We start from the raw sequence: 14,470 nt of genomic DNA, 5'->3' as shown, positions 1-14,470 counted from the left end.
CAAAGGCTCCAGCTAAGCATAGGAGCTAGCGTTACCGATCTGAAATACGGCGCGGTTCAGGGCGGCTTGATCCACTCGTCCGCGGCTGACTGCCCTTCGCTCAGTTCGCCGTCGTTCCGGCATTGAGACGCGCTACTGCCGTCGACAACGCTGTGGCGAAACCGCACCACGCGGCATAGGGGGCAAGAGCCACTCCCGCGCGGCGGTCCAGACGGTATGTCCGCCGCACCAGATCGACGCTGCTCGCCGTCAGGACGGCGCACTCCGCCGCTGCCAACCATGGCCGGCGGGCGCGCCAGAATAGCCAGCTCCACGACGCATTGAGGACGAGATTGGCTGCCAAAGCGGAGCGGTATGCAGTTAGTTCCTGTTGCCTCGTGGCGCTGCCGGCGCCATCGGCCCCGTCGCTGCTATCCAGCGCGACGGCGGAGCTCACGGCGAGGTCCGCATAGAGTGCTGTCCACACGACCGGAAACGCGATGGCGGGCGGCTGCCAATCAGGTTTGCGGAGCCTCCTGTACCAGGCACCATCGGGGTCAGTCGCCACTCCACCGGCTGCCGCCGTCGCGGCCGTCGCAGCCGCCGTCCACACCACGGTCATGAGTTTCATAGCTACTCCTTCTTGCTCCGGGTCGCTCTCTGCGGGATGACCTCTCCGGGGCAAGGTCTCCCCCGGGCACGGTCTTCCCGTATGGCCGATGATACGTCCCTCGCAGGGACCGCTGGCTCGGCCACCCGCCACTCTGCACTAAAAGTGTCAGAGGTGGCCGATAGCGTGTTTTTATGGACGGCAAGCAAGGGCCCGACGTGGCTCTGACGGACAGCGTAACGGTCGCGGACCTTGCGCGGATCCTGGCCGGAATCCCCGCCCCGGCCAGCGCCGCGGCCCTCATCGACGAAACACGCGAGCTGGAGGACCTGAAGTCAGCCCTGGCCGCCCGGCAGGCCCGGGACGCCGTCGCCTTCGACCTGTCCCAGCGCCGCGAACAATCCCTGGCCGGCGTTCCGGCCGACCAACTCGGCACCGGCGTCGGCGCGCAGCTCGCCCTCGCCCGCCGCGAATCCCCCGCCAAAGGCGGGAGACTCCTCGGCCCGGCCAAAGCACTCGTCACTGAAATGCCGCACACCCTCACCGCCCTGGAAACCGGCCAGCTCAACGAATGGCGCGCCACCCTCCTGGCCCGCGAAACCGCCGTCCTGTCCCCCGCCGACCGGGCCGCCGTCGACGAAGAACTCGCCCCCGACGCCGAGACCTTCACCGGCGCCGGGGACCGCGCCATCATCGCCGCGGCCCGCGCCGCCGCGTACCGGCGGGACCCGCGCTCCATCACCCAGCGCGCCGGCCACGCCGAAACCGAACGCCACGTCAGCCTCCGCCCGGCCCCCGACACCATGTGCTACCTCACCGCCCTGCTGCCCGTCGCGGAGGGCGTGGCCGTGCACGCCGCCCTCACCCGGCACGCAGACGCTGCCCGGACCGCCGGGGATCCCCGTTCCCGGGGCCAGCTGATGGCCGACGCCCTGGTCGAACGCACCACCGGCAAAGCCGGCGGGATCAGCGGCATCGACATCCAGCTCATCATGACCGACCGCACCCTCTTCCAGGCCGACAGCGAACCCGCCAGCCTCCCCGGCTACGGCATCGTCCCCGCCGGGTGGGCCCGGAACCTGCTCAGAGACGCGGGCACCGGCACTGCGGACGCGGCCGGCGGCTCTAGCGACGAACGCGCCTTCGCCCTCTGGGTCCGCCGGCTCTACACCGCGCCGGCCACCGGCGAACTCGTGGCCATGGACTCCCGCGCCCGGATCTTCCCGCCAGGGCTGCGCCGGTTAATCCAGGCCCGGGACGACACCTGCCGGACCCCGTACTGCGACGCACCGATCCGCCACCTGGACCACATCATCCCCTGGCACACCGGCGGCGTAACCACAGCAGCCAACGGCGCCGGGCTCTGCGAAGCCTGCAACCACACCAAAGAAGCCCACGGCTGGAACGCACAACCACGCCCCGGACCCCGGCACACCCTCCAACTCACCACCCCCACCGGCCACAGCTACCACTCCACCGCCCCGCCGCTGCCGGGAACCGGCGTCCCCTGCCGGCCGCAACCGCGCTCCGGCGAGGACAGGGACACCATCGACCCTCCAAAGCCTCCGCTACAGGACAGAAAGCTCAGGCACCGGGCCAAGGCCATCATGGTCGTCCGCCTTGCGACGCGACAGGCTGCATGAAGTCGCCGCCCGGCCACGGCGTTGTCTGGTCATTTGCGTCCGTGGTTGGTCGAAGGCCACCTTGTCCACGGCAGGGGATGCTGGGCTATCGTGGGGCCATGCCAAGCCAACTAGCCACCATTGCAATCGACGCCGTCCGGCCAAAGGTGGTGGCCGACTTCTGGTGCGCCGTCCTCGACTGGCATGTTGTCGAAGACGATAGCGACATCATCAGCATCGCGCCCCGGGACAAGTCCCGGCTTTCCATCGATGTGATCGCAGTGCCCGAGAGCAAGACGGTCAAGAACCGGCTGCACTTCGACCTGCGGGCTGACGGTGTATCCACCGCTGAGGAGCTGGAACGCCTGCTCGCCCTCGGGGCGCGGCGCACGGACGTGGGCCAGGGCCCGGACGTGAGCTGGGTGGTACTGGCTGATCCCGAGGGCAACGAGTTCTGCCTGCTGTCCAGGACAGTCCAGGACGTCGAAGACTGAGGAATCGTGAGTGAGCCCTGGGCCGCTTACAGCAACGCAAAAGTGCCGCCGTCGGGTCTCACAACCCGACGGCGGCACTCGTATAACTGCAGCAACCGCCCCTAGGACAGCTTGGCTGGCAGCGTCGTGGGCTTGAACGCCGGCCTCGTGGCCTCGTAGGCCGTGATGTCTTCCTCGTGCTGCAGGGTCAGGCCGATGTCGTCCAGTCCCTCGAGCAGGCGCCACCGGGTGTAGTCGTCGATTTCGAACGGCGCGACCACGTTGCCGCATTCGACCGTTTTGGAGACCAGGTCGACCCTGACCGCGGTGCCGGGAGCGTTTTCCAGCACCTTCCAGATCAGTTCGATGTCGTCCTGCGCCAGTTCGGCGGCCAGTAATCCCTGCTTGCCCGAGTTGCCGCGGAAGATGTCCGCGAAGCGGGAGGACAGCACGGCCTTGAAGCCATAGTCCTTCAGCGCCCAGACGGCGTGCTCGCGTGAGGAGCCCGTGCCGAAGTCCGGTCCGGCGACCAGAACGGAGCCGGCGCTGAACGGTTCCTGGTTCAGGATGAACGCCGGGTCCTTGCGCCAGGCCGAGAACAGTGCGTCCTCGAACCCTGTCCGGGTGATGCGCTTGAGGTAGACGGCGGGGATGATCTGGTCAGTGTCGACGTTGCTCTGGCGCAGCGGGACACCGATTCCGGTGTGGGTGGTGAACTTTTCCATGGCGGATCCTTCGTGGCTGTGTGGATCGGTGCAGTCGGGGTGGGCGCTACACCGAGGCGGAACGGCGGCCAGCGGATGCGGACACAGGGTCCAGGTCCGACGGCGAGCTCAGCGTGCCGCGGACCGCCGTCGCCGCTGCCACGACGGGCGAGACGAGGTGGGTGCGTCCGCCCTTGCCCTGGCGTCCTTCGAAGTTGCGGTTGGATGTGGAGGCGCAACGCTCCCCCACCTCCAGCTGGTCCGGGTTCATGCCCAGGCACATTGAGCAGCCGGCAAAGCGCCACTCCGCACCGAAGTCGGTGAAGACTTTGTCCAGTCCCTCGGCCTCTGCCTCGAGCCGGACGCGGGCGGAACCGGGCACCACCAGCATCCGGATGTCCGGGTCCTTGGTCCGGCCGCGGATGATGTCCGCCGCCGCCCGGAGGTCCTCCATCCGGGAGTTGGTGCAGGAGCCTAGGAATACGGTATCGACCCGGATGTCCTTCATTGGCGTGCCGGCTTCAAGGCCCATGTACTGCAGCGCGCGTTCCGCGGCGGCCTTGGCGTTCTCGTCGCCGAAGTCAGCGGGCGAGGGCACCTTGGCGGACAGGGAAACACCCTGGCCCGGGTTGGTCCCCCACGTCACGAACGGTTCCAGCGTGTCGGCGTCGAGGTCCACCTCGGCGTCGAACGTCGCGTCGTCGTCGGTCCGCAGCGTGTTCCAGTATTCGACGGCGGCGTCCCAGTCCGCGCCCTGGGGCGCGTGCGGGCGGCCGTGCATGTAGTCGTAGGTGGTCTGGTCCGGGGCGACCAGTCCGGCGCGGGCGCCGGCCTCGATGGACATGTTGCAGATGGTCATCCGGGCTTCCATCGACAATGCCCGGATCGCGGAACCACGGTATTCCAGTACGTAGCCCTGCCCGCCGCCGGTGCCGATCTTGGCGATGACGGCCAGGATGATGTCCTTGGCGCTCACACCGGGGCGCAGCGTGCCCTCAACGTTAATTGCCATTGTCTTGAAGGGCTTGAGCGAGAGCGTCTGGGTGGCCATGACGTGCTCCACCTCGGAGGTGCCGATGCCCATGGCGAGCGCCCCGAAAGCCCCATGGGTTGACGTGTGCGAGTCGCCGCAGACCACGGTCATGCCGGGCTGGGTGAGGCCCAGCTGCGGGCCGACCACGTGCACGATCCCCTGCTCGGCGTCACCCAGGGAGTGCAGGCGGACGCCGAACTCCTTGCAGTTGTTCCGCAGGGTCTCGATTTGGGTCCGGCTGGTGAGGTCCGCGATTGGCTTGTCGATGGCCAGCGTGGGAGTGTTGTGGTCCTCGGTGGCGATGGTGAGGTCCGGCCGGCGCAGCTTGCGGCCGGCGAGCCGCAGGCCCTCGAAAGCCTGCGGGGACGTCACCTCATGCACGAGGTGGAGGTCAATGAAGAGGAGATCCGGCTGGGCGTTGGCGCCTTCGCCGTCCCCCTTGCGCACCACGTGTGCGTCCCAGACTTTCTCGGCCAATGTCTTTGCCACGGCCTGCTCCCTTCACTGCTGTTTTGCCGCGTGACTGTCTCTGTCGCTTCGCGACGGTCCCGTTCCGGCTGGTTGTTGATCTCCACTGAATCAGCACTGCCGTCAAATATGCCAGCGCAATGATTTGCATCTCAGATATTGAGACGGCAATATCATTACATGGACAATTCTAGTGGCGTCGGCGTCATCGATAAAGCGGCCCATGTACTCGACGCGCTCGAGGCCGGCCCCACCACCCTGGCGCAGCTCGTTGCGGCCACCGGGCTCGCGCGGCCTACGGTGCACCGCCTCGCGCTGGCGCTCGTCCACCACCGCCTGGTGAGCCGCGACATCCAGGGCCGCTTCGTGCTCGGCAGCCGGCTGGTCGAACTCGCCTCCGCAGCCGGCGAAGACCGGCTGATCGCTTCCGCCGGTCCGGTGCTGATGCAGCTGCGCGACGCCACCGGCGAGAGCGCCCAGATCTTCCGCCGCCAGGGCGACTGGCGCGTCTGCGTCGCCTCCGCCGAGCGGCCCATTGGCCTCAGGGACACCATCCCGGTCGGCACCCAGCTCTCCATGAAGGCAGGCTCCGCCGCCCAGGTACTGCTGGCCTGGGAAGACCACGACCGCCTGCTCGAAGGCCTCCAGGCCGCCCGCTTCACGCCCACCGTCCTGGCCGGAGTACGACGCCGGGGCTGGGCGCAGAGCCTCGGCGAACGCGAGCCGGGGGTCGCCTCAGTTTCGGCGCCGGTCCGGGGCCCGTCCGGACGGGTGATCGCCGCCGTCTCTATTTCCGGCCCGATCGAACGCCTGACCCGCCAGCCCGGCCGCCTGCACGCCGAGGTGGTCTGCAACGCCGCCCGGGTCCTGACCGAGGCGCTGCGCAAGACCAACGACTGACGCCCCCTGCGCGGGGGAACGCTGGACATCGCAGTTAGGCTGTGGCCATGAACAGCTATGCGGTCTTCCTCCGCGGCGTCAACGTGGGCGGGATCAATATCAAGATGGCCGAGCTCAAAGAGGCCCTCAAGTCACGTCCGTTTTCGGCCGTGAAAACACTTTTGGCCAGCGGCAACGTGGTGCTGGCCAGTGAGCTTCCGGCGGCCGGCGTGAAAGCCGAGTTCGAGGCCTGCCTCCGGGAGACTTTCGGCTACGACGCCTGGGTGGTGGTGCTGGAAGCCTCCCGGGTTGCCGAACTCGTCGACGCCTGCCCCTACCCGGCGGACGACACCGCGACGCACAGCTATGTCACCCTCTCCTCTGATACCGGGATACTTTCCGAGCTGTTCGATGCCGGCAGCGCCCTCGAGGGGGTGGAGCTGACGCGGCTGGGGCCCGAGGCCGTGGCGTGGCTGGCTCCCGCCGGCGGCACCCTCGACAGCCCCTTCAGCAGGCTCTCCGCCAAGGCCAAGTACAAGGCCAGCACCACGACGCGCAACCTGCGGACCCTGGTCAAGGTCCGCGACGCCGCTGAACTCCTGGCGACTGGCTGAGCGGCTGACTGTCTGAGCGGCGTCAGCCTGCCGCGGATTTCAAGGCGGCGTTGAAGGACTTGAGCCTGCTGATCTCCAGTTCCACCGGATCCACCACCAGTTCCTCCGCGACGGCGGCGACCGCGGTCTGGAGCCGCTTCCTGGCGGCCGCCGCACGGGCGCGCGCCGCGGCGCCGGCAATGAATCTTGCCGCGAGGGCCAGCACGATGCCCAGCAGCACTCCCCCGGCCACCATGATGGTGGGGACGGGCCAGCCCTCGATTCGCGGAATCTCCGGCACGGGCAGCTGGAAGTAGCCCAGCGCGGCCAGCACCCCCAGCCAGCCCAGGCCGCCGAGCGCAACGAGCAGGCCCAGCCACTGGACCACGTTGAAGGCGGTCCACCACCAGGAACTGCGCCCGGCTTTAAGATCAGTGCCGGCGATCGCCTGGTCCAGAGCGTCCGGTAGCTGCTCTCTCCCCTCGCGGGCGGCACCGCGGATGACCGCGCGCCAGGGCCCCGGCGCGCCGTCGGACGCGGCGTCGGCAAACTCCCGCACAGCGGCGTCGGTGCGGGCCCGCTCCGGGGCCCCGGCCGGCGGCAGCGAGGTACGATTCAGCTCCGGGCGCGCCTGGGTCCGTCGCAGGTTCAGCCGCCGCAGCGGATCGGGCCGGAACCGGACCAGCCAGCGCGTCACCGGCCAACCGGTGCGGCGCGCGGCTTCCTGCCGGTAGGACCGTGCCACGGCGTCTACCACCAGCGGCACGTTTGCGGCGACGGCCAACTCCCCGGCCAGCCGCTCCCGGGTGGACCCCTTGACGCCCGCAGCCTCGCCCGCACCCGAAGCCTCGGCAAGCCGCGCGGAGGCCCTGTCGACATCCGCGGCGAGCCTTTGCGAGAGCGCCAGCCGCTGCATGACCACCTGGCGGATGGCGGCCCGGACCTTGTCCACGCCGGTGCCGACAACGGCCGAGGCGCCCAGCACCTGGACTTTGCCCAGGCCGTCCCGCGCCAGGATGCCCTTCAGGGATTCCAGCACCGGCCGGACCTCATGTTCGGGCAGGCGGTCCACCTGGTTGAGCACCACGAGTGTGACGGCCGCGTGCGAGGCCAGCGGGGCCAGGAAGTCATTGTGCACCGCGGCGTCGGCGTACTTTTGCGGATCCAGCACCCACACCAGGACGTCCACGAGGCCCACCATGCGCTGCACGATCTCCCGGTTTTCGGCGCGGGTCGAGTCGAAGTCCGGCAAGTCCAGCAGAATCAGCCCGGTGGTCTCGTCGGCGAATCCGGGGACCGCCGCGGCGTGGTGCCGGGTACGGACGTCCAGCCAGTCGAGCAGTCCGTCGCTGCCCTCGGCACCCCAGATGCCGGCCAACGGCTCGGAGGTGGTGGGGCGCCGTGCCGCTGCGGTCGCGATTTCCTCGCCGCTGACAGCGTTGAAGAGCGATGATTTGCCGCTGCCGGTCGCGCCGAAGAAGCCCACCACGGTGTGGTCAGCCGAGAGCGAGCGGCGGGAACTCGCCCGTTCCAGGACCCCGAGCACCTCGGCCAGCGTCTCCTCGGGCAGGGCGCCCGCGGCGAGCTCCCGGGCCTCATTGAGGGCTTCCAGCCGGCGGTGCAGCTGCGAGGCCTGCTTGGCGGCGGTGTGGCGGTTCATGCCGAGGCCGCCAGCCGGCCGAGCGCAGCGGCCTGCTCCGCGAGGATCGCCGAAGGCACTCCGTCGGGCACCTCCAGCCGTGCCAGGAAGCGCTGCTGCTCTGCCTGCAACAGCCGCCGGCAGCGCACCTGCAGGTCCTCGCGCGCCGTCTTAGCCAGCCGGCGTACGGCATCCTCGCCGAAGACGGCTTCAAGCACGCGCTGGCCCACGACGGCGGTTCCGCCGGCCACACCGATCTCCAGGCCGGTCAGGCCCGCGGTCATCGAGAAGACCACGATCATCAGTGCCGCGCCGAGACCGTTGATGCCAAAGGAGAGCCAGCGTGCCTGGCTCCGTTTGCCTTGGCCTTCGGTCCGGATCAGCTCCATCAGGCGGCCTTGCCAGGCCCGGATCTCGGCGGCCACGGCGTCGGCGAAGCCCTCGCTGGTGCCGGAGAGGTCGTCGGTGCCCAGAAGTTGGCGGCCGGCCGGGTCGGAGCGCCAGCGCTGGTCGGCGTCTTCGGCGGCGTTGGCGGCCTCGTCAAGGATGACAGCCTGCAGGCCTGTTTCGATCGCAGTTTCCACCCGCACGGCCGGGGTGGGTTCGCCCCGGAAGAAGGCGCCCATCCGGTCCCGCAGCCGGCCTATGTTCTGCTCCATGACGCGGAAGAACTCGCCGGTGCCCACAAAGTCCTGCCAGCGGGCAAGGACTTCACCGCGCAGCAGGGCGCCGTCGCGGGTTGCGTCGAGGATCCGGCCGACGGCGTCCTCGTACGCGCTGCTGGCGTCCGTGGCCAGCAGCCCGGCAGCGCGGTGCTGGGCGGCCACAGCGTCCGCGACGGCCTCGACCCGGCCGCCCAGCGCCTTGACCGTGCCGTTGAGCGTCCGGCGGGCAATCGCCGCGCGGCCGGCCGCGTCGGCGGCAAGTTCCTGGAGCCAGCTGCGCAGCGGCGCGACGGCGTCGACGGGCAGCATCCCCATGGCGTCCAGCGCCACCTCGGGCACGACGAAGAGCCGCGCGGAACCCAGGCCTTCGCGGCTGAGCATGGCCTGGAGATCCGCGCTGACCTCCTCCTCTGCCGCCGCCGGCACGCGGTCAAGAACGATGGCCACCATGATTTCGCGAGAGGCGGCGTCCAGCAGCAGGCGCCAAGGGACGGCGTCGGCGTAGCGGTTGGCAGTGGTGACGAACACCCACAGGTCGGCGGCCGCGAGGAGCTGGCCGGCGAGCCGGCGGTTGTCATCCGAGATGGAGTCGACGTCGGGGGCATCCAGCAGAGCGATGCCTTGCGGGACGGCCGGGTCCGCGGCGAGCACCAGGGAGGTGACGGCGGCGGCGTCCGGGGTGGGGCCCGCCTGATGTGCGGGCAGCGGCGCGGCGACCACCGTTCCGCGGATTCGGCTCAGGCTCGGCAGCACGCGCTGGTCCTCGAACCATTCGGCGTCGCCGGGGTGGTGCAACAAAATGGGCTGGCGGGTGGTCGGGCGGATCGCCCCTGCCCGGGTCACCGGGTGGCCCACCAGGCCGTTAACCAGCGTGGACTTGCCCGCGCCGGTTGAACCGCCGACGACGGCGAGCAACGGCGCATCCAGGCTGCGGTAGCGGGGCAGGATGTAGTCATCCAGCTGGGCCAGGACTTGGAGGATGTCGAGCCGCGCGGTATCGGCCCCGGGCAGCGCCAGGGGCAACGACACCGTGGACAGTTCCCGCCGGACCGCCTCGAGCAGCTCGACGGCGGCGCCCTGGCGTGCGGCGGGGGTCTGCGGTCCGGGGAGGCCGGTGCTTTCGTTGGAGCTCACTGCATCATCATGCCAGTTGGGCCGGGCGGGGCAGGGCCGCCGGCGTCCAGGAGGTTGGTCGCGGCAACGAAAAACGGCCCCGGGCTGATGCCCGGGACCGTTTCAATGGTGACCCCAGCGGGATTCGAACCCGCGTTACCGCCGTGAGAGGGCAGCGTACTAGGCCGCTATACGATGGGGCCAGGTACTTCCAAACAGCATCTCTGCCATTCAAGCCAAGTCAGTATTTCATAAACTCGGCGCGTGTTCCAAATCGGCCAAGCCGCTTCGGAACCCCTGATTCACCGCGGGAATCCGCGGATTATTCAGAGCTGGGATACCAGGACTCGAACCTAGAATGACGGTACCAGAAACCGTAGTGTTGCCAATTACACCATATCCCAATGGAACTTTCGGGCCGGTTCCGCAGGTCCAAACCCGCGCTCCCAGCGCCTCAGCACGAGTAATTACTTTACCCGAGAGTTTTCCCTTGCACAAATCGGTGGCGCCGCCTCGGCCCGCACCGCCGCCAGCACCCCCTCCCGACCCTTCCAAGCCTCGCTTTTTGGGATTCATCCGCAAAACCCTTGCCAATCCGGCTCCGCCAAGTTTACGCTCGGTAAGTTACCAACGAGTAACAAACCCCTCCCCCACTCAATTGCGGGCAGAATAACGGCCAATTTTGGATGTTAGCTGCATCACAGTTGCGGGGGGCCGGCAGCAGAGCCGTTGCCGGCGAGATCGTCGAGAGGAACAACCCGTGTCACAGAGTCGTGCCGCTACCGTCCCAACCCGCACCCGGGCGCAACAGATCGCCATCGCCATCCTGGCCCTCCTGCTGATCGCGCTACTGGGGTTCTACACCCTGGTAACCGGACGCATCACGGACGGATCCGCGAGGCTCAATGACGGGGCCGGACTGGCCTCTGCCGGGGCACAACAGTTGAAGGATGGCGCAGGCAAACTTGCCACCGGCGCCGGACAGGCCGACGTTGGCGCCGGCAAACTCTCGGACGGCGCCGCGAAGATCCCAGGTCGGGATCGCGGACAAGCTCGCCCCCGGCGCGGAGAAGCTGCAGGCCGGAGCCCAAAGCCTCGCCACCGGGGCCGTCAAGATCCAGACGGACGTCAACAACAAACTGGCACCCGGCGTCTACAAGGTGGACGACGGCGCGCAGAAGCTTGCCGCCGGGGCGGTGCAGCTCTCCGCCGCCCTGACTCCCACCGCTTCCGGCACGGCGCCGAACAACCTCGCCGACGGCGCCACCCAGCTCGACGCCGGGGCGGCCAAACTGGCCGACGGGACAGGCCGCCTCGCTGCCGGCGCCACTCAGTTGAAAGCCGGGACCGACCAGCTGAAGGCCGGTACCAACCAGCTGAAGGGCTACCGCGGAGCGAACAACAATCCTGAAGCCGGCACCGGAACCGCCGCGCTGGCCCAGGCGCTTGAGCTGCTGCAGGCGGCCGCCAACGACCCGGTCCAGGGGCTCGTGCCGCTGGCTGTGGTCAAGGACAAGATTGCGAAGATCCTCGCCGGCGCCCAGCGGCTGGATGCCGGCGCGTCCCAGCTCCAAGGCGGCGCGGGCCAGCTCCAGTCCGGCGCCGGCCAGCTGGAGGCCGGGAGCGCCCAGTTGAACACCGGCGCGGGCCAGCTCCACGCCGGAACCGGGAAGCTGACGGCCGGATTCGCCACCCTGGCCGGCAAACTCAACAGCCGCGATCCCAACAGCCCCGGCGTCGTCCTGGGCACCGAACTGCTGGCCGCCGGCACAGCCAAGATCCGGGTCGGCATGGACGGCGTTCCGGGCGATCCCGAACACCCCGGCCTGCTCAAGGCCACCGCCAGGATGACCGATGGAACCTCCCGGCTGGCGGACGGCACGCAGGCGCTGCACACCGGAATTGCCGGGGACCCCGCGGATCCGGCCAACCCCGGCCTGCTGAAGGGCTCCACGGCCCTCGCCAGCGGAGCATCGCAGCTCTCCGAGGGCAGCACCAAGCTGGCCTCGGGCTCCACCCAGCTGTCCACCGGCGCCGGCAAGCTCGCCGACGGGAACGCCCGGCTGGCGGCAGGCACCGGAACGCTGTACTCCAGCGCAGCTGCGGTGTCGCCGTCGAACATGATCAAGGCTGACGTGGCAGTGGCCCTGGGTCTCGTGGCGCTCCTCGGACTGGGCGCCGTGGGCGCCTACCTGGCGCTGCGGAACCGGCGACTGGCACAGGAACGGCGTCTCGCGCAGGAAGCGGCTTAGCCCGTCACGCAGACGGCCCCGCCGGAGGATTGGGTCCTCCGGCGGGGCCGTTTCGTTGTGGCGACAGGCGCCGGCAAGCTCACGCCAGCAGCTCCAGCAGCGAACCGATCTCGCGCCCGGAGAAGCCTGCGGCGGGCTCCCCGCCGCGGTTCAGCCACACGCCCAGCAGGCCCGCCGCCGTCGAGCCTTCCGCGTCGAGAAGCCGGTTGTCGCCGACGTACAGCGTTTCGCCGGCCCCGGTTCCGAGCCGGCGCACTCCTTCGAGGTAGATCGCGGGATCCGGCTTGGGCACGCCGACCGTGTCCGTGCCCACGAGGACGCCGATGCGCCCCAGCCCGGCGGCGTCAAGCTTCACCCGCTGGTAGTCGTGCACATTGTTGCTCACCGCCCCGTACGGAACGCCGGCGGCGTCGAGCGCGTCCAGCAGCGGCGCCACGTCGTCAAAGGCACGGATGTAGCTGTGCTGGCGGCTGGCGTAGGAGCTCACCCAGTGGTGGGCCTGCTCGCCCTCCTCGAGTTCGACGCCGAAGTGCCCCAGCGCGGCCCGGCCGCGCAGCAGCCGTTGTTCGTTGAAGCTCAGTTCGCCGGCCAGGTAGCGGTCGTAGAAATGGGTCGTCTCCCGCGTGAAGATGCGCCCGAACCGCTCCCAGCCGGCCTCATCGAGACCGGGAAGGAGGTGTTCGCTGACATCCCGCAGGGCGGTCGTCATCGCGAACTCGAGGTCCACGAGGGTGTCGTCGATGTCGAACAGCACCCCGCGGATGCCGTCCAGACCGGCGGCGAGGATCCCGCTCCCGGACCCGGACCCGCCGTTCATCAGCCGCGGAACGCGCGCAGGCGGGCCAGGGACGAATCCTTGCCCAGGATGACCATGGACTCGAACAGCGGCGGCGAGATCCTGCGCCCGGAGATGGCCGTGCGGACCGGGCCGAACGCCAGGCGCGGTTTCACGCCCAGGCCTTCCACCAGGGCCTCCTTGAGGGCGGCCTGGATGTTGTCCGCGGTCCAGTCGGCCACGGGTTCCAGCGCTGCCAGGGCCGCGTCGAGCACCTCGGTCAGGTTCTCCGGGAGGCCCTTGCGGGCGTCGTCGGCGACGTCGATCGCGTCGTCGGCCTTGAACAGGAAGGCCAGCATCTCAGGCGCTTCGCCGAGCAGCGAGATGCGCTCCTGGATCAGCGGCGCTGCTTCCGCGAGGATCTCCTCCTCACGGGCGCTCAGCTGCTCCCCGACCAGGCCGGCGGACTGCAGGTAGGGAACCAGGCGGCCGCGGAAGTCCTCCGGGTCCAGCATGCGGATGTGCGTGCCGTTAATCGCTTCGGCCTTCTTGATGTCGAAGCGGGCCGGGTTGGCCAGCACGTCATTGACGTCGAAGTTTTCGATCAGCTGTTCAACGGTGAAGATGTCCTCGTCCGCGGAGAGGCTCCACCCCAGCAGGGACAGGTAGTTCAGCAGGCCTTCGGGAATGAAGCCGCGGTCCCGGAGCAGGAAGAGGTTGGACTGTGGGTCGCGCTTGGAGAGCTTCTTGTTGCCCTCCCCCATGACGTACGGCAGGTGCCCGAAGACCGGCAGGTAGCTGGCGACGCCGATCTCCATGAGCGCGCGGATCAGGACGACCTGGCGGGGCGTGGAGGAGAGCAGGTCCTCGCCGCGCAGCACGTGCGTGATACCCATCAGGGCGTCGTCGACCGGGTTGACCAGGGTGTAGAGCGGCGAGCCGTCGGCACGGACGATCACGTAGTCGGGGATGCTGCCGGCCTTGAAGGTGATATCGCCACGGACCATGTCGGTGAAGGTGACGTCCTCGTCGGGCATCCGCACGCGCAGCACGGGCTTGCGCCCCTCGGCCTTGAACGCAGCGAGCTGTTCCTCGGATAGGTTCCGGTCGAAGTTGTCGTAGCCCAGCTTGGGGTCGCGGCCGGCGGCGCGGTGGCGGGCTTCGACTTCCTCCGGGGACGAGTAGCACTCGTAGGCGTAGCCGGCCTCCAGGAGCTTGGCCACGACGTCCTTGTAGAGGTCCAGGCGCTGGGACTGGCGGTACGGCTCGTGCGGGCCGCCCACTTCCACGCCCTCTTCCCAGCTGATGCCGAGCCACTTGAGCGCCTCGAGCAGCTGCTGGTAGCTCTCCTCCGAGTCGCGTGCCGCGTCCGTGTCCTCGATGCGGAACACGAAGGTGCCCTTGGTGTGCTTCGCGTGGGCCCAGTTGAAGAGGGCCGTGCGGATCAAGCCGACGTGCGGGGTGCCGGTCGGCGACGGGCAGAACCGGACGCGGACCGGGGTTTCGGCGGTGACTTCACGGGTCATTTCCGTGGTGGCGGTGCTGGAGGCGGCGTCGGGCGCAGAAGGAGTAGTCATAGTGGTACCAACTTTACCGCGTGCCCGCCGTCGGATTCCGCTGCGGAAACGGACAGCCGCACCGTGGGTCCACGGTGCGGCTGTCCGA

General features: G+C 69.1%; 12 protein-coding genes, 2 tRNA genes and 1 pseudogene. 6 read left to right on the top strand and 9 right to left on the bottom strand.

Annotated features, from left to right (window positions below; all coding sequences use genetic code 11):
• Nucleotides 1-100: 100 nt before the first annotated feature.
• The gene (locus AC1DH3_RS04160; protein WP_441417454.1) at nt 101-610 is read right to left on the bottom strand and encodes a TspO/MBR family protein; all 510 of its coding nucleotides are present in this window, start codon (nt 608-610) and stop codon (nt 101-103) included.
• A 173-nt stretch (nt 611-783) separates the two neighbouring features.
• Between AC1DH3_RS04160 and AC1DH3_RS04155 the strand changes: the two genes are divergently transcribed.
• Together AC1DH3_RS04155 and AC1DH3_RS04150 are read left to right on the top strand one after the other, a co-directional pair.
• Nucleotides 784-2,232 carry an HNH endonuclease gene (locus tag AC1DH3_RS04155; protein ID WP_476908646.1) on the top strand — a complete coding sequence of 483 codons (1,449 nt, stop codon included), beginning with the start codon at nt 784-786 and terminating at the stop codon, nt 2,230-2,232.
• 98 nt (nt 2,233-2,330) lie between these two features.
• Nucleotides 2,331-2,705, top strand: a complete 375-nt coding sequence (locus AC1DH3_RS04150; RefSeq protein WP_476908645.1) for a VOC family protein — start codon at nt 2,331-2,333, stop codon at nt 2,703-2,705.
• Nucleotides 2,706-2,806: 101 nt separating this feature from the next.
• Here the strand turns inward: AC1DH3_RS04150 and leuD are convergent, their stop codons facing one another.
• Nucleotides 2,807-3,409, bottom strand: coding sequence for a 3-isopropylmalate dehydratase small subunit (gene leuD, locus AC1DH3_RS04145; protein ID WP_476908644.1), 603 nt, complete (start codon nt 3,407-3,409; stop codon nt 2,807-2,809).
• A 46-nt stretch (nt 3,410-3,455) separates the two neighbouring features.
• Nucleotides 3,456-4,910: a 3-isopropylmalate dehydratase large subunit gene (gene leuC / locus AC1DH3_RS04140; protein WP_476893369.1), complete on the bottom strand. Its 1,455-nt coding sequence runs from the start codon at nt 4,908-4,910 to the stop codon at nt 3,456-3,458.
• Nucleotides 4,911-5,069: 159 nt separating this feature from the next.
• On the opposite strand from leuC, the gene AC1DH3_RS04135 reads away from it, so the two are divergent.
• Nucleotides 5,070-5,789, top strand: coding sequence for an IclR family transcriptional regulator (locus tag AC1DH3_RS04135; RefSeq protein ID WP_175322958.1), 720 nt, complete (start codon nt 5,070-5,072; stop codon nt 5,787-5,789).
• A gap of 47 nt (nt 5,790-5,836) precedes the next feature.
• Nucleotides 5,837-6,382 (top strand): DUF1697 domain-containing protein, encoded by a 546-nt coding sequence (locus AC1DH3_RS04130; protein ID WP_476908643.1) that lies wholly within the window; start codon nt 5,837-5,839, stop codon nt 6,380-6,382.
• Nucleotides 6,383-6,404: 22 nt separating this feature from the next.
• On the opposite strand, the gene AC1DH3_RS04125 is transcribed toward AC1DH3_RS04130, so the two are convergent.
• The 4 genes from AC1DH3_RS04125 to AC1DH3_RS04110 form a co-directional block, all read right to left on the bottom strand.
• Entirely contained in the window at nt 6,405-8,021 is a 1,617-nt protein-coding gene (locus AC1DH3_RS04125) for a GTPase (protein WP_476908642.1), read from the bottom strand.
• On the bottom strand, nt 8,018-9,799 hold the full coding sequence (locus tag AC1DH3_RS04120) for a dynamin family protein (protein WP_476908641.1): 1,782 nt from the start codon (nt 9,797-9,799) through the stop codon (nt 8,018-8,020). Before AC1DH3_RS04120 ends, AC1DH3_RS04125 begins: the two co-directional genes overlap by 4 nt.
• Nucleotides 9,800-9,905: 106 nt before the next feature.
• A tRNA-Glu gene (locus tag AC1DH3_RS04115) sits at nt 9,906-9,981 on the bottom strand.
• A gap of 129 nt (nt 9,982-10,110) precedes the next feature.
• A tRNA-Gln gene (locus AC1DH3_RS04110) sits at nt 10,111-10,182 on the bottom strand.
• A gap of 356 nt (nt 10,183-10,538) precedes the next feature.
• Here AC1DH3_RS04110 and AC1DH3_RS04105 point away from each other — a divergent pair.
• Together AC1DH3_RS04105 and AC1DH3_RS04100 are read left to right on the top strand one after the other, a co-directional pair.
• Nucleotides 10,539-10,772 (top strand): annotated as a pseudogene (locus AC1DH3_RS04105) (hypothetical protein); the annotation flags it as partial.
• The gene (locus AC1DH3_RS04100) at nt 10,729-12,030 is read left to right on the top strand and encodes a hypothetical protein (protein ID WP_476908640.1); all 1,302 of its coding nucleotides are present in this window, start codon (nt 10,729-10,731) and stop codon (nt 12,028-12,030) included. The pseudogene AC1DH3_RS04105 and the gene AC1DH3_RS04100, both read left to right, overlap by 44 nt.
• Nucleotides 12,031-12,109: 79 nt before the next feature.
• Here the strand turns inward: AC1DH3_RS04100 and AC1DH3_RS04095 are convergent, their stop codons facing one another.
• Together AC1DH3_RS04095 and gltX are read right to left on the bottom strand one after the other, a co-directional pair.
• The gene (locus AC1DH3_RS04095) at nt 12,110-12,847 is read right to left on the bottom strand and encodes an HAD family hydrolase (RefSeq protein WP_441417443.1); all 738 of its coding nucleotides are present in this window, start codon (nt 12,845-12,847) and stop codon (nt 12,110-12,112) included.
• Nucleotides 12,847-14,382, bottom strand: coding sequence for a glutamate--tRNA ligase (gltX, locus tag AC1DH3_RS04090; protein ID WP_476908639.1), 1,536 nt, complete (start codon nt 14,380-14,382; stop codon nt 12,847-12,849). The genes AC1DH3_RS04095 and gltX overlap by 1 nt, the downstream gene beginning before the upstream one ends.
• Nucleotides 14,383-14,470 lie beyond the last annotated feature (88 nt).

The organism is Arthrobacter sp. 05L428, assembly GCF_056397665.1.
This window is presented reverse-complemented; position numbering and strand designations above follow the sequence as displayed.